Source organism: Tannerella sp. (assembly GCF_030528505.1).
Classification (GTDB): Bacteria; Bacteroidota; Bacteroidia; order Bacteroidales; family Tannerellaceae; genus Tannerella.
Window position 1 is genome coordinate 24886 of record NZ_JAUMYS010000012.1, and the last position, 24445, is coordinate 49330.

General features: G+C 48.6%; 17 protein-coding genes and 1 pseudogene. 10 read left to right on the forward strand and 8 right to left on the reverse strand.

All coding sequences use genetic code 11. The features are described from left to right. Window positions 1–96 precede the first annotated feature (96 nt). On the reverse strand, window positions 97–366 hold the full coding sequence (gene rpsO, locus Q4A89_RS03230; protein WP_124750896.1) for a 30S ribosomal protein S15: 270 nt from the start codon (window positions 364–366) through the stop codon (window positions 97–99). A gap of 148 nt (window positions 367–514) precedes the next feature. Between rpsO and typA the strand changes: the two genes are divergently transcribed. Then, window positions 515–2323, forward strand: a complete 1809-nt coding sequence (gene typA, locus Q4A89_RS03235; protein ID WP_303183740.1) for a translational GTPase TypA — start codon at window positions 515–517, stop codon at window positions 2321–2323. 376 nt (window positions 2324–2699) lie between these two features. Continuing rightward, a complete protein-coding gene (hcp, locus tag Q4A89_RS03240; protein ID WP_124789229.1) occupies window positions 2700–4346 on the forward strand; it encodes a hydroxylamine reductase in 1647 nt (548 codons plus the stop codon). Between the two features lie 103 nt (window positions 4347–4449). On the opposite strand, the gene Q4A89_RS03245 is transcribed toward hcp, so the two are convergent. From Q4A89_RS03245 to Q4A89_RS03260, 4 genes are all read right to left on the reverse strand, one after another. Then, window positions 4450–5307, reverse strand: coding sequence for an enoyl-ACP reductase (locus tag Q4A89_RS03245; RefSeq protein WP_124789230.1), 858 nt, complete (start codon window positions 5305–5307; stop codon window positions 4450–4452). A 323-nt stretch (window positions 5308–5630) separates the two neighbouring features. Beyond that, window positions 5631–7430 (reverse strand): 30S ribosomal protein S1, encoded by a 1800-nt coding sequence (gene rpsA, locus Q4A89_RS03250; RefSeq protein WP_303183743.1) that lies wholly within the window; start codon window positions 7428–7430, stop codon window positions 5631–5633. A 148-nt stretch (window positions 7431–7578) separates the two neighbouring features. Next, window positions 7579–7953, reverse strand: a complete 375-nt coding sequence (locus Q4A89_RS03255; protein ID WP_303183744.1) for an ABC transporter permease — start codon at window positions 7951–7953, stop codon at window positions 7579–7581. Further along, window positions 7954–8508 carry an RNA polymerase sigma factor gene (locus Q4A89_RS03260; protein WP_303183755.1) on the reverse strand — a complete coding sequence of 185 codons (555 nt, stop codon included), beginning with the start codon at window positions 8506–8508 and terminating at the stop codon, window positions 7954–7956. A 139-nt stretch (window positions 8509–8647) separates the two neighbouring features. Between Q4A89_RS03260 and Q4A89_RS03265 the strand changes: the two genes are divergently transcribed. From Q4A89_RS03265 to Q4A89_RS03280, 4 genes are all read left to right on the forward strand, one after another. Beyond that, window positions 8648–9037 carry a DUF6249 domain-containing protein gene (locus Q4A89_RS03265; protein WP_303183745.1) on the forward strand — a complete coding sequence of 130 codons (390 nt, stop codon included), beginning with the start codon at window positions 8648–8650 and terminating at the stop codon, window positions 9035–9037. Between the two features lie 509 nt (window positions 9038–9546). Continuing rightward, on the forward strand, window positions 9547–12288 hold the full coding sequence (locus Q4A89_RS03270) for a TonB-dependent receptor (RefSeq protein WP_303183756.1): 2742 nt from the start codon (window positions 9547–9549) through the stop codon (window positions 12286–12288). Window positions 12289–12306: 18 nt separating this feature from the next. After that, window positions 12307–13656, forward strand: a complete 1350-nt coding sequence (locus Q4A89_RS03275; RefSeq protein ID WP_303183746.1) for a DUF4876 domain-containing protein — start codon at window positions 12307–12309, stop codon at window positions 13654–13656. A 4-nt stretch (window positions 13657–13660) separates the two neighbouring features. After that, complete coding sequence (locus tag Q4A89_RS03280) at window positions 13661–15199, forward strand: DUF6850 family outer membrane beta-barrel protein (protein ID WP_303183747.1); 1539 nt, start codon at window positions 13661–13663, stop codon at window positions 15197–15199. 7 nt (window positions 15200–15206) lie between these two features. Here the strand turns inward: Q4A89_RS03280 and Q4A89_RS03285 are convergent. Then, window positions 15207–15361: pseudogene (locus tag Q4A89_RS03285) on the reverse strand (3-dehydroquinate synthase); the annotation flags it as partial. A 472-nt stretch (window positions 15362–15833) separates the two neighbouring features. Between Q4A89_RS03285 and Q4A89_RS03290 the strand changes: the two are divergent. Then, complete coding sequence (locus tag Q4A89_RS03290) at window positions 15834–18095, forward strand: choice-of-anchor L domain-containing protein (protein ID WP_303183748.1); 2262 nt, start codon at window positions 15834–15836, stop codon at window positions 18093–18095. 104 nt (window positions 18096–18199) lie between these two features. On the opposite strand, the gene aroB is transcribed toward Q4A89_RS03290, so the two are convergent. Then, entirely contained in the window at window positions 18200–19252 is a 1053-nt protein-coding gene (aroB, locus tag Q4A89_RS03295; RefSeq protein WP_303183749.1) for a 3-dehydroquinate synthase, read from the reverse strand. A 3-nt stretch (window positions 19253–19255) separates the two neighbouring features. Beyond that, window positions 19256–21886, reverse strand: coding sequence for an alanine--tRNA ligase (gene alaS / locus Q4A89_RS03300; protein WP_303183750.1), 2631 nt, complete (start codon window positions 21884–21886; stop codon window positions 19256–19258). A gap of 99 nt (window positions 21887–21985) precedes the next feature. On the opposite strand from alaS, the gene Q4A89_RS03305 reads away from it, so the two are divergent. Genes Q4A89_RS03305 through Q4A89_RS03315 form a run of 3 tightly spaced genes read left to right on the forward strand, consistent with a single transcriptional unit; the run spans window position 21986 to window position 24348 of the window. Continuing rightward, window positions 21986–22969: a M23 family metallopeptidase gene (locus tag Q4A89_RS03305; protein ID WP_303183751.1), complete on the forward strand. Its 984-nt coding sequence runs from the start codon at window positions 21986–21988 to the stop codon at window positions 22967–22969. A 9-nt stretch (window positions 22970–22978) separates the two neighbouring features. After that, window positions 22979–23341 carry a MerR family transcriptional regulator gene (locus Q4A89_RS03310; protein ID WP_303183752.1) on the forward strand — a complete coding sequence of 121 codons (363 nt, stop codon included), beginning with the start codon at window positions 22979–22981 and terminating at the stop codon, window positions 23339–23341. Window positions 23342–23352: 11 nt separating this feature from the next. Then, window positions 23353–24348, forward strand: coding sequence for a calcium/sodium antiporter (locus Q4A89_RS03315; RefSeq protein ID WP_303183753.1), 996 nt, complete (start codon window positions 23353–23355; stop codon window positions 24346–24348). Window positions 24349–24445 lie beyond the last annotated feature (97 nt).

Genomic DNA, 24445 nt, shown 5'->3' on the forward strand with positions numbered 1-24445 from the left:
ACAATGGATAAACAGCCCGAAGCGAATCATAGTAAAAAAGCAACGATCCTCTTGCGAGACGTTGCTTTTTTATACCGTTGTGTTCGGATATCCGGATTATTTACGGATGCCGAGTTCTTTGATGATGGCACGATAACGTTCGATATCGACCTTCATCAGGTAGTCGAGCAGACGACGACGCTTACCTACGAGCATCTTCAATGCGCGCGAAGTATTGAAGTCTTTCTTGTTCTTCTTCATGTGCTCGGTCAGATGACTGATGCGATACGTGAACAACGCGATCTGACTTTCTGCCGATCCGGTGTCGGCTTTCGATTTTCCGTATTTTCCGAAAATCTCTTCTTTTTTTGCTGAATCTAAATACATGTTCTACTTTGAATAAATTAATACCATTTTATTTAAGCGGCTGCAAAGATAGAGCTTTTATTCGGACAGACAAACGTTTCCGACCGCTTTTTTTCGCGTCGTTGATTTTTTATGCTTACTTTTGCCCCCCGAAAGGAACAGGTTATCTATGCAAAAAATTAGAAATATTGCCATCATCGCCCATGTAGATCATGGCAAGACGACACTGGTTGACAAAATGCTGCTGGCCGGTAAGCTTTTCCGTGAAGGACAGGCCGAGCCGGATCAGTTTCTGGACAGTAACGATCTGGAACGCGAGCGAGGAATTACGATTCTCGCCAAAAACGTGTCCATTAATTATAAGGATTATAAGATCAACATCATCGACACGCCCGGGCATGCCGACTTCGGCGGCGAGGTGGAGCGCGTGCTCAATATGGCCGACGGGTGTCTGCTGCTTGTCGATGCGTTCGAAGGACCGATGCCCCAGACGCGCTTCGTCCTGCAAAAGGCGATCCAGATCGGGTTGAAACCGATCGTAGTCATCAACAAGGTCGATAAGCCCAACTGTCGTCCGTCGGAAGTACAGGAGATGGTCTTCGATCTGATGTTCAGTCTTGACGCCACGGAAGAACAGCTCGACTTCCCGACGCTCTTCGGTTCGGCCAAGCAAGGATGGATGTCAGACGACTGTCAGCAGCCGACAGAGGATATTTATCCGCTGCTCGACGCCATCATTCAACATATCCCCGAGCCGGAAACACTCGAAGGAGCCTCGCAGATGCTGATCACTTCGCTTGATTACTCCAAATACGTGGGGCGAATTGCCGTGGGGCGCGTCTATCGTGGCGAACTTCGCGAAGGACAGGACATCATGCTTTGCAAGCGCGACGGCTCGCTCGTGCGCTCAAAAATCAAGGAGATCAATGTATTTGAAGGATTAGGACGCAAAAAAGTAGAGGCTGTGCCTTCGGGCGATATCTGTGCCGTGATCGGGGTGGAAGGTTTCGAGATCGGAGAGACGATTGCCGATGCTAACGAGCCGGAAGCGCTCCCGACGATCGCCATCGACGAGCCGACGATGTCGATGCTCTTCACGATCAACAACTCGCCGTTCTTCGGCAAGGACGGAAAATTTGTTACGTCGCGCCACATTTTCGAACGCCTCACGAAGGAGCTGGACAAAAACCTCGCGTTACGTGTCGAACCGACGGAATCGGCCGACTCATGGAACGTGTTCGGGCGCGGGGTACTTCACTTATCGGTGCTTATCGAAACGATGCGTCGCGAAGGCTACGAACTGCAGGTAGGACAACCTCAGGTGATCATCAAGGAGATCGACGGCGTCAAACACGAGCCGGTAGAACAGCTGACAGTGAATCTGCCTGAGGAATGCGCCAGCAAGATCATCGACGTGGTGACGAAGCGCAAAGGCGAAATGATGTCGATGGAAAGCAAGAACGACCGTGTTTTTCTTGTCTTCACCATACCTTCGCGCGGTATCATCGGACTGAACAACCTCGTGCTTACTCTCTCAGCCGGTGAGGCGATCATGGCACATCGCTTCCTCGAGTTTCAGCCGTGGAAAGGGGCTATCGAGCGTCGGCAGAACGGCTCTATCATCGCCATGGAGACGGGCAACGCGTTTGCCTACGCGCTCAATAACCTGCAATCGCGCGGACGATTTTTTATCGCACCCGGCGACGATGTATATGCCGGTCAGGTGGTCGGCGAACATACGAAAGAAGGCGATCTGGTCGTGAACGTTACCAAATCGAAAAAACTGACAAACATGCGCGCCTCCGGCTCGGACGAGAAGGTGGCGTTGGCACCCCCGACCGTCTTCAGCCTCGAAGATGCGCTCGAATACATCAAGGCCGACGAATACGTCGAGGTGACGCCTCATTTTATGCGCATGCGCAAAATCCTTCTCGACGAAAACGAACGCAAGCGTCAGCAAAAAGCGTCGGCTGGATAAGTCAAAACACGTCGCGGCAGAAAAGAACTGCACGCGAAGTTCCCGAGACTGTTCGATCGCCGTCGAAAGTCTCCGGGAAATTTGCGAGGACTTTTGATCCTCGGCGAGAGTCTCGGCAAAGTTCGCGAAAACTTCTGTTCCTTGACGGAAGTCTCCGCGAAGCTCGCGCGAATCTCCGATCTTCAACGAAAGACTTCATGCAATGCGCGAGAATGTTTGATCTTCAACGGAGGACTTGGCGAGATTCGCCGGAAATTTCCACCTTAAAAATAACTAAAAAATACTCCATTGTCACATAGGTGACATTTGGAGAACGCGTACATCCGGATATTTGCACCATGAAATTTATAGACGTTACATTGCAAAATTGAAGGATATGGATGCTAAAATGTTTTGTTTCCAATGTCAGGAAACGGCCAAGGGAACCGGCTGCACGGTTCAGGGTGTATGCGGTAAGAAGAGCGATCTCTCCGCTATGATGGATATGCTGATGTTTGCCGTTCGCGGCATCGCTGTATTGGCTACCGGCCTGCGACGGTCCGGAAAGGAAGTGGATCGTGAAGTCGATCACTTGGTGCTCGACGCGTTGTTTTCGACGATTACGAATGCGAACTTCGATAAAACGAGTATCGAGGCTCGGGTAGACCGTGCTTTCGCAGTGCGCGACAAACTGAAACAACAAGCTGCCGATGCGGGATTGCCTTCGTACAATGCCGAAGAGGTCGTATGGACACCTGTAGCCGACGAATATGAGGAGAAAGGGTTTTCCGAAGGAATCTTACGCGAGACGAATGCTGATGTGCGTTCGCTCAAAGAACTCGTGATCTATGGCCTCAAAGGAATGGCGGCCTATGCCGAGCACGCCATGCGTCTGGGCTATGAAGACGACGAGATTTATGCGTTCATGGAACGCGCGCTGAGCGACATAACCATCGGCGAACTCAACGGCGAACAGCTTACGGCACTCGTGCTCGAGACGGGATCGGTGGGAGTCAAAACGATGGCCTTACTCGATCAGGCCAATACTTCGACATATGGCGATCCGGAAATGACGGAAGTTAACATCGGCGTAGGCAACCGTCCCGGCATTCTGATCAGCGGACACGACCTGCACGATATGGAGGCGCTGCTCAAACAGACCGAAGACACAGGCGTCGACGTCTATACGCACAGCGAAATGTTGCCCGCGCACTATTATCCGGCATTCAAGAAGTACAAACATTTCGTAGGCAACTACGGCAACGCGTGGTGGAAACAGCGCGAGGAGTTCGAAACTTTCAAGGGCCCGATTCTTTTCACGACCAACTGCATTGTGCCGCCTCTGCCTAAAAACACGTACATAAGTCGTATGTTTACGACCAACTCGTCCGGCTATCCGGGATGTAAACACATCCCCACAGGGCCCGGCGGAGAAAAAGACTTCAGCGAAATCATCGAAATAGCCAAACAATGCGAGCCGCCTGTTCAGATCGAAAGCGGAACCATTATCGGAGGCTTCGCACACCGTCAAGTGTTGCAACTCGCCGACCGGATTGTCGATGCCATCAAGTCGGGCGCACTGCGTAAATTCGTGGTGATGAGCGGATGCGACGGCCGTTTCCCCAACCGTACATACTATACCGATTATGCGAAAGGCCTGCCCAAAGATACGGTTATCCTCACCTCCGGATGCGCAAAGTACCGATACAATAAATTGAACTTAGGCGATATTAACGGCATCCCCCGCGTGCTCGACGCCGGACAGTGTAACGACAGTTATACGTGGGCGGTCGTGGCGCTGAAGCTGAAAGAAGTGTTTGAGCTGAACGACATCAACGACCTGCCGATTGTATTCAATATTGCGTGGTACGAGCAGAAAGCCGTCATTGTATTGTTGGCTCTACTCAGTCTCGGGGTGAAAAATATTCATATCGGTCCCACATTACCGGCTTTCCTCTCACCCGGCGTAACGCAAGTGCTCGTCAACACGTTCGGGCTTGCCGGTATCACCACCGTTGAAGAAGACCTGAAGCTCTGCATCTAAAAAGAAAACAGAAATCACAATAGCCGGAAAGCCGCCTCGCCCGAAAGGAAGAGACGGCTTTCTTCATTCTTATCCGGACACAAATCCGGATAAACCGCGTGCGTTATCCGTAAACGACTTTTCCGCTCTCGTCGGTAAACTCTTCGAGCCCCTTACTATACTGGTTCATGGCGCGGAGGCTCATGCCCATGCTCGAGAATCCACCATCGTGATAGAGGTTTTGCATCGTCACCTTGCGGGTCAGATCGGAGAACAGCGTGATACAGTAGTTTGCGCAGTCGTCGGCCGTTGCATTACCGAGCGGACTCATCTTGTTGGCAAAGTCCATCAGGTGATCCATGCCTTTGATACCGCTTCCGGCCGTCGTCAACGTAGGCGATTGCGAAATCGTATTGATCCGCACGTTCTTCTCCCGCCCGTAGATGTAACCGAAGCTCCGCGCAATCGACTCGAGCAAACTCTTTGCATCGGCCATATCATTATATCCGAAGAAAGTACGCTGTGCCGCCACATAAGTGAGCGCCACAATCGAGCCGTACTCGGCGATGGCATCCTGCTTTTTGGCTACCTGCAACATTTTATGAAACGAGATGGCCGAGACATCGAGCGTCTTCGACAGCAAATCGTAATCGAGATCGTCATACGTACGTTTCTTGCGTACGTTCGGACTCATGCCGATGGAATGCAGCACGAAATCGATCGGGCCGCCGAGAATCTTCACCGACTGTGAAAATACCTCTTCCAAATCTTCCACGCTCGTGGCATCGGCCGGAATCGCTTCGACCTGCAACTTGTCCGACAAGGCTTTGACTTCGCCCATGCGAATCGCCACCGGCGTATTCGTCAAAGTAATACTTGCTCCTTCTTCGACGGCGCGTTCGGCCACCTTCCAGGCAATAGACATATCGTTTAATGCTCCGAAGATAATTCCTCTTTTTCCTTTTAATAAATTATGACTCATTTTCTTTCCTATTAAAATCCGAGGCAAAGATAATGAAAGAACACCAATACAACAAACTACAACCTCCGGTCCCATGCTGGCTCATCTCCGGTGCGGGCGCTTCCGTCCGGCAAGGTTTTGCTCCGAAATCATGTTCCTTGGTACAAAAAAGACAAACAAACGATGAAAAACATCCCCTTGCTTCTGGCTATACACTTCCTGCTATCGGGCGTGTCATGAACCTATACCGATTCGAGAATCTCCGTGCTGAGCGGACAAAAAGAAAAGACTGCCCCAAAATGGAGACAGCCTCTTCTCAATATAAAACCTATGATTAAAAAAAGTTATTCGGCTTTCGGTTCTTCCGGAGCAGCAGAAGGTTTCTCACCCAGTTTTTCTTTCAGGGCAGCCAACTCTTCGATATCCCCCAGCGTGGTCTTTTCCATCACCGGATTATTGACCGTCTCAACGTTTTTCGACGCTTTTCTTTCACCGCCTCTCGAGCCTTTCTGCTCGTCTTCGAACGTACGGCTGTGCGAAACGATGATGCGCTTCGCGTCCTTATTGAACTCAATCACCTTGAACGGCAACTTCTCGTCCAGTACGGCCGACGATCCGTCTTCTTTCGTCAAGTGCTTCGGCGTAGCAAATCCTTCTACCCCGTAAGGCAGCGAAACGACTGCGCCTTTTTCGAGCATCTCGATGATCGTACCTTCATGTACGGAGCCTACATTGAAGAGTGTTTCGAATACATCCCACGGATTTTCTTCCAACTGTTTGTGACCAAGGCTCAAACGACGGTTTTCTTTGTCAATTTCGAGCACCTGCACTTCAATATCTGTACCGATCTGTGTAAATTCGCTCGGATGTTTGATTTTCTTCGTCCACGACAAGTCGGAGATATGAATCAATCCGTCTACGCCTTCTTCAATCTCAACGAATACCCCGAAGTTCGTAAAGTTACGCACTTTGGCCGTATGTTTCGAGCCGGTCGGATAGCGTAGTTCGATATTTTCCCACGGGTCTTCGCGAAGCTGCTTGATACCAAGCGACATTTTGCGTTCTTCGCGATCGAGCGTAAGGATTACGGCCTCTACTTCGTCGCCCACCTTCATAAAGTCCTGCGCGCTGCGCAAATGCTGTGTCCAGCTCATTTCCGAAACGTGGATCAATCCTTCTACGCCCGTAGCTACTTCTACAAAAGCGCCGTAATCGGCCATCACAACGACTTTGCCGCTCACCTTGTCGCCCACCTTGAGGTTCGGATCAAGGGCATCCCACGGATGCGGAGTCAGCTGTTTCAGACCGAGAGCAATGCGTTTCTTCTCGTCGTCGAAGTCGAGAATCACGACATTGATCTTTTCGTCGAGTTGAACAATCTCTTCCGGATGCGAAACACGTCCCCACGAGAGGTCGGTGATATGAATCAGCCCGTCTACGCCACCCAAGTCGACGAATACACCGTAAGATGTGATATTCTTGACCGTTCCTTCGAGTACCTGGCCTTTTTCGAGTTTCGAAATGATTTCTTTCTTCTGCTGTTCGAGTTCGGCCTCGATCAGCGCCTTATGCGATACGACCACGTTCTTGAAGTCCTGATTGATCTTTACGATCTTGAACTCCATCGTCTTGCCGACAAATACGTCGTAGTCGCGGATCGGTTTCACGTCGATCTGCGAGCCGGGCAAGAAGGCCTCGATACCGAAGATATCGACAATCATACCGCCTTTCGTACGGCATTTAACGTAGCCTTTGATGATTTCGTCTTTCTCAAGCGCTTCGTTGACACGCTCCCACGAACGGGCTGCACGCGCTTTCTTGTGCGACAGAATCAACTGTCCCTTTTTGTCTTCCTGATTTTCGATATAAACTTCTACTTCGTCTCCTATCTGCAAATCCGGGTTATATCTGAACTCGGACATCGGTACGACACCGTCCGACTTGAAGCCGATGTTAACGACTACTTCACGCTTGTTCAGCGAAGTAACCGTTCCGATTACGACTTCTTTGTCTCTCATGGTACTCAAGGTTTCATCGTAGGTTTTGACCAGTTCGTCTTTTTTTACCTCCGTGTTTAAGTCCCCTTTTTCGTACGATTCCCAATCAAAGTTCTCGTTAGGGACAATGTTTTTTAAATTCTCCATTTTAAAGTTAATACTCCGTTTTTTTAATTAAAAGTTCGACAATCTATTTATTACTCACTAAAAATAATCCGAAAAAGTGAGGCAAAGATAATGCTTTTTTCGAAGAAGACGCTGTTTTCTGCGGAAAAACTTTGAATTTCAATTTTTTTCATGCGTTCTCGCGCCGATGTTTCTTGTAATAATATCTCCGGAAGGCGGCATCAGCCATCCAGAGGGCGAAGGCTAATGCTCCGATGTATGCGTAAAACAAGAACGTAGACATATCGGGGAGCGACATCCGCCACTGTGGCCATTGCCACGAAATGCCCAAGAAGAAAAACAGGACAGCAAGTGCGCCAAGAAGAAAGATGATCAGAGCACCGATCCCTAACAGGTTCAGGCGTTCTTTGCGGCGTTCGGCACGAAGCAGTGCTTCCTGCCGGATGCGTTCCATGAGGAGAGTCTGAAAGCCCGCCGAATGTTTCTTGTCCGGAAGCCGGGCAAATAACTCTTTTAAACTGTCTTTTTCCATTTCTTCCATCATTCAATCCTTTCTGCTTTTTACGCCATCCATTAACTTCTTTCGGATACGGTGTATCTTCACTTTCACGTTCGAGAGTGTCAGCCCCGTTATCTCCGCAATCTCCTCCATCGTTTTTTCCTGCTTGTAAAAAAGCAGAATCAGCGCTCGATCATCCGGCCGAAGTTGCTCCAACGCGTGCTCAAGCCGTTGTAAACGTTCCTCATTGAGGGTTTCGTCCGTCTCATCGTCCGATGCCTCTTCCGCCACACGCTCCATGCCCGTATCGTCGAACGACATCCATTCGCGCTTCGTCCGACGTGTCGCCGAAACAGCCGTGTTGTAAGCGATGCGGTAGAGCCACGTCGAGAAAGTACTGTTACGTCGGAAGGAGGAAAGGGAACGAAACACTTTCAGAAACACATCCTGAGTCAATTCTTCCGCATCTTCACGATTGCCTACGATACGCACCAATAACGAAAAAACCGGCTGACTGTAACGTTCCAGCAGCGGAGCGAAACATTCCGCATCGCCTGCCTGAACCCTTTCAACATATTCCATGTCGCTCAACCGTTCCATATCACTATTGACGCACATCGGAGAGGCAGGTTACAGTTACCGGCTGCAAAAATAAAAAAAATCGGGCAGAGTGTAACCTTTTTTCGAAACACACGTCAAAAGGGCAAACGAATTATTTATCATTTAAAATTTTAATAATATGTCTGATTTAGTGCCTATTTTTATTGTATGGATCGTATTTTATTATACGTATAAGTTGATCGGATTGTACGCCCGGCGGAAAGAACGGCTGTTGATGATCGAGAAAATGAATGTAGTAGGAGATCTGGAACTGCCGGATAAGGATGTACTCAAACGTTCGTTTACGGCGTTACGTGTCGGTTGTCTGTTAATCGGAGTCGGAGTGGGTTTGTTGATCGGGATCATGGTCCAAACGATGCTTGTCAGCGCAGGATACGATATGAATCAGTGGCCTGAGCGTAAACTGTTTGAAATGGCCCTCACGGCATGCGTACTGCTTTTCGGAGGAATCGGATTGTTGGTTTCCTATCCTCTCGAACGTAAGTTCTTCCCTCCCCAAAAGGACTAAAAAGGTGGTTTCAGATACGGCACTCAAGGGTTAATTATTATGATATGCAACCGGAGTACCGTATCTGTTTATACTACACTAACGAAATTCACTCTATCGTAAAGGAGCCTGATCTTAATACGAAATATGTCGCAAAGGATAAATGGGAGACTAAGCATTTGCCCCATATCAAATGGCAGCCCTTCTTCGAACGAGACTTGATGCTCCTTCAGAAATTCGATCAGGAAACACGCCTGACTGATACGTTTACCGGAGTGGAAACATGATAAGACCTACCTATTATTAGGGATGCCAATTCGCATCTGTTGTCCTTCGAAATGCAATCCACGGAAGCACCACACCCCCAACATTGGGGATATGCAATAAAAAAAATACCTAATATTAGGTATTTCGCAAAGTGGAGCTGGCATCTACTTTTGTCGCGATTTTTATTTGTTTGATTTAGGTTATTGATCAGAAAAAATTGCTCCATGGGTATATTTCACAGGGGTGGAAGCAGACGCCATTGGATGATTACAGGGCTTTTGTTGCTCTTATGTTCATTCGGCCTTATTTCCGCAACGCCAACGAACGGACGTATTATTCTCAAGATAAAGGATAAGGAAGGCAAGCCATTACCTTATGCATCCGTATTTGTAGAACGTCTCGACCAGTACTATCTGACAGACGAAGAAGGTACACTCTCGCTCAGCAGCACCCTCTTGAAAGGTCAAGGTACGAATATCAGCATATCGTATGTAGGAAAAGTGACATTCAACCAAAGTCTGACAGCCGAACAAATCGCTTCGGGAAAGACGCTGACGTTCGTCTTGAACGAAGAGAACCTCTACCTTCCGGACGTCCAAGTTAATGCGGTCAGGGAATCGAGGCAGTCAAACTCTTCCATCGTCATCAATCGCAATAGTATCGATAATATACAGGCATACAGTCTGGCCGACGTGATGCAAGTGTTACCGGGTAAGGCGATCCTGAACATTGATCCGCATCAGACGATCTTCCTGACCCTTCGCTCGGCCTTGTCCGGCGCTACGGAGAATCCGCTCGACATTTACAACCGATCGAAAATCAATGATTTCACGCGAAACGCCGCATTCGGCATCGCTTTTATTGTGGACGGTACACCCATTTCGAACAATGTGAATATGCAGCTCGACAGTTACGGCAAATGGGGTGGTATTAAAATGTTCGATCGCCGATTCAATACGGATAATAACGAGCATGTGGCCAACGGAAACGACCTTCGCCTACTGCCGGCCTCGTCGGTTGAGAGTATCGAGATTATTTCGGGGGTAGCTCCCGTCAAATACGGTGACCTGAGCCATGGCGCCGTGATCATCAACCGTCGCGCGGGCATCACTCCGCTCTACGGATCGGTAAAAGTGCAGTACGACATCCTGAACGCCTCTGCGGGTAAAGGCTTTTCGCTCGGCAGCAAATACGGAATGCTCCATTACCATGTCGATTACCAAAGCAGTACGAAAGACAAACGCGACCGACTGAAAACGAACTCGCGACTGGCACTTAACACGACATGGACAAAAACCCTAAATAGCCGACTGAAATGGGATAACACTTTGTCGATCGACTTGTCTCAAAGCATCGACGGACTGAAAAACGATCCCGATGAGGTATTGAACCGCACCAAGACAGAGCAAAGTTCGGCCAAACTCGCTATGCGCGGAACCTTGCAACCTCCGGCGACGTTCCTCGACCGGATCGATTATAATGCCTCTTTCTCCCTTAGCCGTCAATATGACATGCACGAAGAATATATCCAAAACTTCGAACGCAGGATTATAACGGACGACTATACTTCGGGTGTTCATGAAACGGATATCGCTCCGCCTCGCTACGTGTCTAAATTGGAAATAGAAGGTGTTCCCCTGCTTGGCTACGCGAATATCGAAGGACGTAAATCGATGAAATGGAAAGAAAGCACGCACCTCGTAAGCGTCGGCCTGTTTACGAAGTATGAAGCGAATATGGGAAAAGGAAAAATTTTTGATCCCGAACATCCTTTCCATGACGGAGGAGTCGGGGGACGAGGCGATCGTTCATACGACTACAAAAACCGTATCCGACTCCTTCAGTACGGGGCCTATTTACAAGATAAAATCACACTACCCTTGGGAGAACATCATCTTTCCGTTACAGGCGGTTTACGGCTCGAGACCCAACGAAATCGTTTCGTAGTCAGCCCGCGGGCAAGCGCCACTTACTTTATCAGCAACGAAGTAACAGTGAACGGAGCTTACGGCATCAGCTATAAAATTCCCCCGACAGCTTATCTCTATCCGGAAAATGTCTATTTCGACCGTCTCGTATTTTCGCATTATCATGACGAATATCAGAAACGGCTCTACCTTTACCAGACGAAAGTGATCGACCCGACCAACCGGAATCTGCGTTCACCTTATACCCACAGCTTCGAATCAGGAATAACCTACCGTGCCAAAGGATTCAACACGTCGCTGACGGGATATCTGAAAATCGACCAGGACGGTATCAGCTCCTTGACGGTTATTGACACCATGTATGTGCAATATTATAAAAAGACCGGCGAAGAGCCTTCAGGCAGGCCTCTGTATGCTCCCGACGGAGACCGAAAGCTCTATATCGACTCGTACTACAAGCCGGAAAATCGGCTTTACAGTAGAAACTTAGGAGTAGAACTCGTCGGTAATATCGACGAGATCAAACCATTGGGGCTGTCATGTAACTACTCGCTTGTCTACAACTACAGTTATTATTATTCGAAAGGCGATCGTTCGAGTGGGAAGGTCGATATGGAGCAAGAAGCCGTGGCAGGCATTTATAGCCCGATCAAAAACAGTACCCATGAACTGGTCTCCACGGTAAGCCTGACGAAGCATATCCCCGTGATAGGGCTTATTCTGAATGTCCGTCTTCAAAATTTCTGGCTTCGTCACTACCACCGCTTTGGCTACAGCATCTATCCGGTTGGTTACTATGACCGGAATTTTAATATCGTTCGTTTTGAGGGCAACGAGGCGAAAGACCCGAAATGGGCTTATCTGAGATTACAATACTCCGATCCGTTGAGTATTCGCCAGCCTATTCTGATTCCGAATTGCCATCTGCGCGTATCGAAAGAGTTGGGTTCGAAGCTCAGGTTGTCCTGCTATATTTATAATGTATTCAATTACCGCCCGTATATTGAAATGGATGGCGTCAGAAGATATTTTAATCAAGCACCTGCAATAAGTATGGATATTTCTTATAAAATTTAAACATCAATAAAATTCAAAATGAAAACTATCAAATCAATCAATGGTGGCATCGTATGCATCTTCATGCTCCTTGCCGCATCGTTTATGACTTCGTGCGACCGAACGCAAGATACACCGGAAGTAAAGTCTGCAGCGATGAAAGTGAATGTGTCACTCGCACCGGAATATGCGAAGGCTCCGCTCGGTAAAGTAACGATTGTTTTACGTAACGTAAGTACAGGAAAAGAATCTACCGCCACCTCGGAAAAAGGCCTGCCGGTAGAATTCAAGCAACTGCCTGTTGATATCTATGATATTACAGCAACCTACTCCATGTCGAACGAAGATTATAAAAACATAACCGGGCAGGATGCCAATAAAAATACAGTGCTGTTCTCCGCATCCCAGTCGGGCATGCAGTTAGAACCCGGAAAGATAAAAGAAATCGATCTGGTGCTGAGCACTTCAACAACCGAAAACTTCGTATTCAAGACGCTGTACTACGGCGGATCCGACAGCAAAAAAGCCGCCGGTGATTACGATCAGTTCTTTGAAATATACAATAACTCGAACAAAACACTGTATGCCGACAGCTTATGTATTGCCATCACCACGATGAGCCGCTACGGCAATGGACATCCGACACAAGACAAACGCTACTATTATACCGAAGATGGTCGTTACGACTGGAGCAAAGCAGAAGGAATGACAGTGGGAGAGAAGGCTAACAGCGACTATTACTATGCGAGCATGCTGTTTATGATACCCGGCAACGGAAAAGCATATCCGGTAAAACCGGGAGAAAGTCTGGTCATCGCGCGCTTTGCGACGAACTTCAAATCGAAATTTACGAATATAAGAGGCATTGTCGTGGAAGTAGCTTCACCCGAACTGACGGTAGACCTGAGTAAAGCCGATTTCGAAGGTGCCTACGAGCGTACCAAAGCGCTGACCAATCCGAATGTGCCGGATTTAATTCTGATTCACAAGGGCAACAATACCTCAATGCGTTTATCGAGTAATGGCAAGGAGGGTTACGTGCTGTTCCGTCATCCCTCACCTTCACAACTTCCGATCTTCGTCTATCCCGCGATAGACCCGAAGAGAGGCTCGAAAAGTCAGTTTATCCAAATCCCCAACGCTAATCTGATCGATGCCGTCGAAGTGATTTCTCCGACATCGGAAGGCTATGTCTCTCCCAAGGCGATACAAAAGAAAGACGACGCCGGATATGCATATGTGAAGGAAGGAGAATATACGTCTTTGGCTCTGACACGTAAAATCAGCCGTATGGACGGCAATCGCCGGGTGCTTCAAGACATCAATAATTCGGGGGTTGATTTTGTGACCATCAAGGCCGAGCCGCGTGCATTTGCCCCGGCCAAATAAGAATATGCTTAGAGACGTCGCGTATATCATGCTGTTCACAGTGCTCTGCCTCTGCCCTTCGAGGGTGGAGGCAGAAGCTGTCGACAGTATCACACATTCCGTGATGACCCATTCGTTGCGGAATGAGATGTATAGAAAAACAATGGAGACGCCGATGAGCGTAAGGCTTCTGCCACGTTCGTCCTTCGGTCATACGGCCTTGGCCTATCAACATGCATCAGGCGAGCTGATGAGGGTGCAGATGCCGGAACGACTGCAAGACGTCTTATTGACCTCCATCGGGCTATATTCTGCCGAACGATGGCAGGTATACGGGGAGTTTGCTTATCATCGCACCTTTTCCGACAGCGTACAATGGCTCCTGAGCGAAAAGCCTCGTGACGGGATGCCGTATTATTTTGCATCGCCACAGAAAGGAAATTGGGAAACGGAAACATACGATATCAACGGAAACTTTAATATCGATCTCTCCCAATCGCTTGTCGTCGGAGCCTCCGCATCGATACGTTATTTCAAAGGCACCCGTTCAAACGACCCGCGTCCGTCGGCCGAAAGTTTTCGCTCGCACTACGATGTGTATGCCGGATTAAGATTTCCCAAACTCTCTCTGACCGTCGAAGGCGGATTGGGATATGGAACACGCGACAACAACATCGTGTATCGAAATACGGATAACGATCGCCCGATACGACTCGATAAGATGGCTTATGAATTTATGGGCTTCGGAATCAACCGGAAGACGCAAAAGTTTCAGAACAGGGATTTGGAAACCAATCTCTACGCCCAACATATCGGCGTGCAACTGGAGAGCCGGTTAAGCAACGCGATGGCTGTATGGGGACGCTGGGCCTACGACCGCCAACAAGACAGTATACGCCGCAGCCGTACGACAAACGTCAATCGCAGTCTGCTTTCAACATATACGGTGCACACAGCATCTTTGACACTGGGAGCCACATGGTCTCCTTCCGATAAGATAAACTGGGAAACTCTCCTCTTTCTGGATCAGGCAAAAGGGTCCGACCAATTGACCAATATCCTGCAAGGGCAAAAGAATTACGTGTACAATCACACCGATTTCGGATTCAGGACATGGATGAATATAAAGCACAATCCCCGGCGAACAGATTGTTACGGAATGACCTTCAGTCGTTTGTCGGAAAGAAGAGCTGACGGCTCTTCCGAACATCTTTTCCGCATAAACAGGACGGAGGCAAGCATTATGTGGGGACAGCAACGAGTCATACGATCGTCTTATTGCTTCTCGTATCATCTTCGTCAAGGGCTGGAAATCCCACGTTCCACACTGACCTATCCGGAGTCTCAAATAAACATCTTCACAACTGATGTGGCCGTTCCGTTATCTCATTATTATCATACGGACAAAGGTTATACGAATGTGCATGCCGTAATCGGCAAACAGTTCGGGACAAGCATACTGTCTCTGTCGTTCGATTACAATATCCTATACTTGTTCAATAGGTCTCCTTATCTGAAAGGGGTACGGAACACTTTCACCTCGGCACTGACCCTCAGCTTCTGACCCTCTTCTACCTTCCTACCGTCTCACGGTAGAAGTCGAGTGATTCGAAGACACACTTCTTGTCCACCTCCTGATCGATACGGATATCGCCGCCCCCCCCAGCAACGCAAAACGGATACGTCCTCCTTCGTTCTTCTTATCGTGCGTCATCCGCTCGTAGATTGCTTTTGCCTTACAAAGAATGGACGCTTTCAATTACCTTTGACAATGGACTTGAATTTGTCGATCATGAAACAGTAGCAAAAAGTTTAGAAACAAAAATATTTTTCACACATTCATATTGCTCATGGGAAAAAGGACAGGTAGAAAATATGAATAAGTTAATAAGACAGTACATCAAAAAATGAGCCCACAACCAAACATAACGTGGAAAATATCAGTTAGATACAATGCAAGATAAACAGAAGACCACGAAAAAATCTAAACTATGAAAAACCTTTCGAGATTCTTTATAAATTTGTAAATTCAAGAAATGCATTTGCTAGTTGAATCTACCTTGCTGATTGACTCTACCGGAAATTTTACAGGATTAAAAATAATCTTTATCTTTGTGATTTAATATTTAGAGCATATGACAAATAATTTTTTCCGAAAAACGAGATCCTATCCCAATAGTATGTTAAAGTATAAAATTATGAAAAAAGAAATAACTATGTTGTTTGCCAGCGGTTTGTTCTTCTTGGGGAGCGCTGTTTCTTACGCGCAGCGGGTAAGTCTGTTCTCTACCGAACAGCAGGCAAAAATCGAGAGTTTGAAGCAGGAGTATGTATCGAAAGGCGTACCTGAAGATCAGGCGGAAAGCAGAGCGAAGATGATCGTCGAAAAAGAAAATGAAATTTCTCTGAGAAGAACTACAACACCTTTGCGTACTCCCAATCCTCCAACGTCTCCTAACAGTATTTGGATTGACCGTGATACGGCAACCGTATCTCCCGGTCCCTTTCACCCATACCATAATTATTCTGTAGATTCATTGGTAATGAATGTGTTTTTGGCTGATCCGAAAGCCAAATCTGCGATTACGAATGTGACATTCAGTGGGGAATGGTCGCTTACAGCCCGTTCCCTGGCTTATTTCTCGAATGGAGACGGATTAGGCATACCTAACGGGTTGATTTTAGCGACCGGTGATGTGTTAGGCGGTCCGACCATCCAGGGGACTCCAGAAGCCCCCAATGAATCCATCGGTACGTTCTCTTCCACCGGCACCCCTGCAAATATGGCAGGGGACCGACATTTGACACCTTTGACAAACGGCCATCAAGTGACAAACGGTTCCTGTTTGGAGTTCGATTTCAAACCGTATACGAATAAGGCGACTTTTGATTTCATATTCGCATCCGAAGAATATCCGAACTACTCGAATAGCGCATTTAATGATGTATTTGGCTTCTTCGTGTGGGAAGTCGGAGGCACGGATACGACAAACATTGCGTTATTTCCAGACGGCACGACCCCTGTAGCAATTAATAATTCCAATTGGGGATATAATAGTGCTAACACACAGACAGCGTTACCCGCTCCGCAAAGCGGATTCCCTCCCGGAAACAATCAGAACTCGGTCAATCCTCAATGGCATAAGCCGATTTATATGGGGAGTGATTTAATGGAGTTCGACGGCCGTACGATAAAATTGACTGCTATAGCACCTAATTTGGATACGACAAAAACATACCACCTGAAATTGGCCATTGCTAATACCCAAGATATGGCTCTTGGTTCTGCCGTATTTTTGGCCAACTTGGATTTGGGAACGCCGAAAGGGAGTATCTCGGGAGATTTCGATCCGAACGGAGGTCGAGGATGGAAATCCGTATGGGATGACGAGGCGCTTCTGCGCGGTGATTTTTACAGCGGTTGTAACCAAGCCTTATCGTTTGATGTGAAACCTAAGAACAGAGATCGGTATATGCATTTCAAATTTTCTCCGGAAGCTATGCGGGATTTCACCATCGTCGGAGATTCGATCTTTCCGGATTCCGTATTTGTCGCCAAAAACAGAAACACGCCTATTAATATTCCTTTCAGTGTTCGGGAAATCTCCGAATCTTTGTCAGGAGTGCCCGTTTCCGTCTACAGTTGGTTTACCAATGCGACAGGAACAACTCCGGTGATAGAATACGATACGACAACGTTTACAATATATGATCATCCGACGAATGATATACGATATATCAGACAGACAATTGGATATCAAGGATTGTTGGATTTGAACATAAAAGGAGGGACACCGTATCTGAGAGTAAGTATAGACAACGGCGATCATTGGCAGTTGGCATCTAGCCCTTTCACAGCATCCCAGCTTGAATATTTAAAGGAAGCAGAGGTTTTCGTCGTTTGGTTGAAAGAACCGAACAGTTGCTGGAGCCAAAAGATAAATGTCGGAAGCAATATAGTTATTCCTAACATTACACGTCCGATTCTCATGCCCGACGTTGCCGGAGCAACGTTGAGTATGCCTATGGGAATACACTACGTAAATTCAGGCAATGACTTTTCGTTCGGTATTACTCCCACAGGGGCGAATGCAGGCAAAGTACCTGTCGTTGAAACCGGTCGCAAGGATATGCCGAAAGGAGGAGATGTCAATGTAAAAGACAACGGAAACGGAACTTTTACCGTAACCATTTATAAGGTACAAACAGCCTTGGAATTGAATATCTTCTTCATAAATAGCAACAGCAATACGGTAGTCGGACAAGAAGCTGTTTGGAGTAGCAACGGCATGTTGTATATCTCAGCAAGTGCAGCAGGCAAAGCTCAGGTGTATAACGTTAGCGGTGCAGCGATTCGGACGATCGCATTCTCGGTCGGACAGACAGGTTTCTCCTTACCTCAAGGGGTCTATGTAGTCACATTGGATAACGGCAACACATATAAAGTCGTTGTAAAATAAACAACGATATCGAACAAGAACATGGCCCGCCTGAAACGATAACGTTTTCGGACGGGCTTTTTTCGAGAAAAGCTACGATCCTGATGCTCGTGTAACGATCTCTTCTACCCTATCGTCTCGCGATAGAAGTCGAGCGACTCGAAAATGCGCTTCTTATCTACCTCCTGATCGATACGGATATCGCTGACCCCCCCCAGCAACGCAAAACGGATACGTCCTCCTTCGTTCTTCTTATCGTGCGTCATCCGCTCGTACAAGTCTTCGTAATCGTGGCAGTTGAAGCCGAGCGAGGGGTAGCCGCTACGGATCAGGTTCACGGTCTGCCGTAAAACTTCGACAGGCATGGCGCACTGTTTATGCGAGAGATACAGTTCGCAAATCATCCCGGCGGCCACCGCATGGCCATGGAGGATCGGGTGATGCTTTGCAAAGGACAGGCTTTCGAGTGCATGACCGATGGTATGGCCGAAATTAAGCGCCTTGCGAATCCCTTGCTCTTTCGGGTCTTCACGAACAATGCGCTCTTTAACGGCGACTGAAGTCTCGACCAACGCGTGCAGCGGCTCTATGTCGATCTGTTTCCCCTCGATCTCGAATGCAAGGAGCTGGTTCAGATGATTTTCGTTGCTGATCAGTCCGTGTTTAAGCATCTCGGCAAAGCCGGAGAGGATATTGTCACGGTCGAGCGAACGCAGGAAAACCGTATCGATCAGTACCGCATCAGGCGGGTAGAACGCTCCGATTTCGTTCTTCAATCCGTTGAAGTTAATCCCCGTTTTCCCGCCCACAGCCGCATCGACGGCGGCCATGAGCGTCGTAGGGATATTGAGCGTATGCAGCCCACGTTTGAACGTGGCACCCGCGAACCCGCCCAGATCGGTCACCATCCCACCGCCGAGATTAATCAGCAGAGAATGGCGAGACGCACCGCTTTGCGAAAGGATCGTCCAGATTCGGGCAACCTGTTCGATATCCTTATGCGTATCTCCGGCCTCGATCGTAATGACCTCCGCCTGCCTGAGCGCCTGTACGGGCTCCAAAAGCGGCAGACAAGTATTTCGAGTATTCGTATCGGTCAGGATATACGTGCGGTCGTGTTTGTGCGACGCAAGATACGACGTCAGCTCCCCGACAATATCTTTTGTGATAAGCACCATTGTTTATTTCAAACCGGTTTCTTCAAGAATGGTTTCTATGGCGGCGTTCAGGCCGTCTTTCCGTTTACCGCCGGCCGTGGCGAAATGCGCTTGTCCGCCGCCGCCGCCCTGAATATGCTTGGCGCCGCTTTTAACAAGTCGCGAAGCATCCCATCCGTCGGCTACAAGCGCATCGCTGAGTGCGACAATCAGTCCGCATTTATCGTGATCATCAATACCGGCAATGAAGCAGATGCGTTCGTCCTTCTGGCTTTCTCCTTTGATCTGAAAGGCAATATCCTTAAAAACATTCAAATTCCCTTCACCACTAAAAACAAGTAGTTTCACCCCATTTTGTTCCTTCGCGTGCGACAAAATCCTTTGTTTAATCGACGAGGCCTTTTCTTTGATATATTCGCCCAGCTGCTTCTTCAGTTCGCTGTTTTCCTCGATCGATTTGCGAATCGTCATGGCAAGGTTCGGCACATTGTTGAACATGGCACGCAACTCGCGGATGGCATCCTGCGCAAGATAGAACTGCTTCTCGGCACTCTCGGCTGTTACAGCCTCGATACGGCGTATTCCGGCCGCAATCGAACTCTCGTTCACGATATACATAGAGCCGATCATCCCGGTCTTCGGGATATGCGTACCGCCACACAGTTCGACAGACGAGCCGTAGCGGACTACGCGCACTTCGTCGCCATATTTCTCGCCGAAGAGCGCCATTGCTCCCATCGCTTTGGCTTCCGCAATCGGGATATTACGATGTTCTTCGAGCGCGAAGTCTTCGCGTATCTTCCGGTTGACCGCCATTTCTACCTTGCGGATTTCCTCGTCCGTGAGTTTCTGGAAGTGGGAGAAGTCGAAACGCAACGATTCGGGCGACACATACGAACCTTTCTGTTCGACGTGCGTACCCAGCACTTCGCGCAACGCTTCGTGCAGCAAGTGCGTAGCCGAGTGATTACATTCGCAGCGGAGGCGCATCTCCTTGTTAATTTGAGCGGTGAACGTACCGGACACTTCGTTCGGCATCTTCCGGGTCAGGTGAACGGGTAAGTTATTTTCGCGCTTGGTGTCGATGATCTCCGTCTTCTCGCCATCCGGAGCGATCAGCCAGCCGCAGTCGCCTACCTGCCCTCCCATCTCGGCATAGAAGGGGGTTTTGTCGAGTACGATCTGATACAGTTCTTTATTTTTTTGCTTGACTTTCCGGTAACGCAAAATCTCCGCATCGCACTCAAAATGATCATAACCCACAAATTCGGTTTCACCATCGCGGAGTACGACCCAGTCGCCCGTTTCGATCGTCGCGGCATTGCGCGCGCGTTCTTTTTGCTTCTGCATCTGCGCATCAAAAGCCTCGATATCGACGGTCATCCGATGTTCGCGCAGGATCAGCTCGGTAAGGTCGAGCGGGAAGCCGTACGTATCATAAAGCACGAACGCATTGGCGCCGTCGAGCATGTGCTGTCCGGCCGCTTTTGCTTCTTCTATCTTTTTATCGAGCAGTCTGATGCCGGTTTCAAGCGTACGCAGAAAGGCATTTTCTTCTTCGCACATCACTTTACTGATCAGCTCCTGCTGCGCAACCAGTTCGGGGTATGCCGTCCCCATCGTGTCGATCAGTGCCGGAAGGAGCTTGTACATAAACGCTTCACGTCGGTCGAGGAACGTATATCCGTAACGCACGGCGCGACGCAGGATACGACGGATAACATAGCCGGCCTTGGCATTCGAAGGCAACTGTCCGTCGGTAATCGAGAAGGCGATGGTGCGGATATGGTCGGCGATGACGCGCATCGCAATGTCTTTTTGCTTATCGGTACCATAAGGTGTCGACGTCATCTCGGCAATGGCACGGATGATGGGCTGGAAGACGTCGGTATCGTAGTTCGAGGTCTTTCCCTGCAAGGCCATACAAAGCCGCTCAAAGCCCATGCCCGTGTCGATCACATGGTTCGGGAGCGGTTCGAGCGAGCCGTCGGCTTTGCGGTTATATTGCATGAATACGAGGTTCCATATCTCGATGACGAGCGGATGGTCTTGGTTGACGAGCGTAGCCCCGGGCACGGCCTGTCGTTCGGCCTCGGGACGTAGATCGACATGAATTTCGGAGCAGGGACCACACGGGCCCGTATCGCCCATTTCCCAGAAGTTATCATGTTTGTTGCCTTCCAAGATATGATCGTGAGCCAAAAACTGTTCCCAGTATTGTGCCGCTTCATTGTCACGATCGATATTTTCGGACGGACTGCCCTCGAAAATCGTCACATAGAGTTGTTCCGGATTGAGGTGCAGACAATCTACCAGAAACTCCCACGCCCAACCGATGCTTTCTTTTTTGAAATAGTCGCCGAACGACCAGTTGCCGAGCATCTCGAACATGGTATGGTGGTACGTGTCGTGTCCCACCTCTTCCAAATCGTTATGTTTTCCGCTGACGCGCAAACATTTTTGCGAATCCGCCACACGTGGATATTTAATCGGCACATTACCGAGGATAATGTCTTTGAATTGATTCATCCCGGCATTGGTAAACATCAGGGTCGGGTCGTCCTTGATGACCATGGGAGCTGAGGGTACGATATGGTGTCCTTTTGACGCAAAAAAAGACAGAAACGATTCGCGAATTTCCTTTGCTGTTAGCATATTAATAGAATAGGGATGCTTGTTAAAACCTTTCAAATATTTTGCAAAATTAGAGTAAAATCTTATATTTGCAACCTAATTCAAAGGAAGACTTTACGAATGGGACTGTTTAAGTCGAAGAAAATATACTATTTATATAATCCGGACACGTTGAATTATGAGCGCGTATATCCTACGGCCAAACAACGTTTCTTTGTCGTTATCCGGCATCTGAGTGTCGGCCTTTTCTTCGGAGCCATCGTCTTTTTTATCTTCATCAATACCTTTTCATCGCCTATGGAGTCTTTGTTGAAGAAAGAGAACAAACTGCTGCAAACACAATATGAGGTACTCGATCTGCAACTCGCCGAGGCGTTGAAGGTGCTGGACGACATCCAGCAGCGGGACGAGAATTTGTACCGTGCGATTTTTCAGGCTCATTCCATTCCCGAATCCGTTCGTAAATCGGGGTTCGGTGGGACAAACCGGTATGAATATCTGACGAGTCTTTCGAACTCCGAACTCGTGATTGAAACGACGAAGAAGCTGGATATGCTGAAAAAGCAACTCTATATTGAATCCAATTCGTTGGAAGAGTTGATCGCCATGGGTAAAAATCTGGAGGAGCGCAGTCGCTGCGTTCCGGCTATTCAACCCGTATCGAATAAGGATCTCAAACGAACGGCTTCGGGATACGGCATGCGTATCGACCCGATTTACCGAACGCTCCGCTTTCATTCGGGCATGGACTTTTCCGCGCCTGTCGGAACGGATATTTATGCTACCGGCAACGGTCAGGTTTCGTTCGTGGGCTGGCGACAGGGTTACGGCAATTGTGTGATGATCGATCACGGCTACGGCTATAAAACGCTATACGCTCACATGGACAAATACTTCGTGCGCGTCGGCCAGAAAGTGACCCGCGGCGAGACGATCGGGACGGTAGGAAGTACGGGCAAATCGACCGGGCCTCACCTGCACTATGAGGTTTTGGTAAATAATAAACCCGATAACCCCGCCAAATATTACTTCCAGGATTTAACTCCCGAAGAGTATGACCAGATGCTTCAGATATCGGAAAATCACGGTCAGGTAATGGATTAAAACTCTTTCATGGCTCTGAAACAAGACAAAGTCGAAAAGTTATATTTCTCGATCGGAGAAGTAGCGCAACAGTTTGGGGTGAATGAGTCGACCCTGCGATTTTGGGAGAAGGAGTTCGACGAAATTTCGCCCCGAAAAACGAAGAAAGGAACACGCTTCTATCGTCAGGAAGACATCGAACAGATTCGGCTGATTTATCATTTACTCAAAGAACGCGGCATGACGCTATCCGGTGCACGTCGCAAGCTGAAGGAGAATAAAGAAACGACGGTTCGCATTTTGGAAATATCGGACAGGCTTCGAGGGGTGCGTGCGGCTTTAGTTTCGATGATCGACGCGTTGAACAAAGCAGAGAAGAAAACAGAAGAATAAGAATTAAGAATATGATAAATACTGATATATGGGCAGCAGGGATGGTTGTTGCCGGTTTGGTTTTAATTTTAGTCGGCGCCAATGCGTTGACCGATGGCGCTGCAGCCGTAGCGAAGCGGTTCCGTATTTCGAATTTAGTAATTGGTCTGACGATTGTAGCCTTCGGCACGTCGGCGCCGGAGCTGGCCGTAAGCATTGTCTCCGCCCTGAAAGGCAGCCCCGATCTGGCCATGGGCAATGTGGTGGGCAGCAACATATTTAACACACTTCTGATTGTAGGATGCACGGCGGCGATCGTTCCGTTGGGAGTGCTTAAAAGCACCATTACGAAGGAGGTTCCCTTATGTATTTTAGCATCAGTCGTGTTGCTGGTATCGGCCAATGATATTTTAATCGACGGCGGGACCGAAAATATTCTCAGCCGTTCGGACGGTGTGATTCTGCTCGGTTTCTTTCTGATATTTTTCGGCTATACGTTTGCGATTGCCCGCAATCATGCGGAAGGAGACGAGACGGAAACGGTAAAGGATATGCCGATCTGGAAATCCGCCCTGTTTATCGTAGCCGGATTGGCCGGGTTGATTTACGGCGGACAGTTCTTTGTAGACGGCTCTTCGCAGATTGCGCGCAGCTTGGGGGTAAGCGAATCGGTCATCGGGCTGACGCTGGTGGCCGGAGGAACCTCCTTACCGGAATTAGCGACCTCGGTCGTAGCGGCATGGAAGAAGAATCCACAAATGGCAATCGGCAACGTGGTCGGCTCGAACCTGTTCAATATCTTTCTGGTGCTGGGTGTCAGTTCCTCGATTTACCCACTGCGCGTGCAAGGCATTACGTTTCTCGACTACGCCGTGATGCTCGGTTCCTGCGTGTTGTTGCTCATCTTCGGAAGGTTCTTCAAGAAGCAGAAGATCACGCGTTGGGAAGGCATCGTCATGGTGCTCTGCTTTCTGGCCTACATGACGTATTTGGTGATGAATGCCCAGACTACGGCAAACCCTGTGTAAGGCTCTGTTTTCGATCCCCCTCGATAGCGCGTAGAACATTCCGGGGCTCTTCCCGATCCGGCCATTACATCTCTGAGGTGAAACGGAAGACGAATTT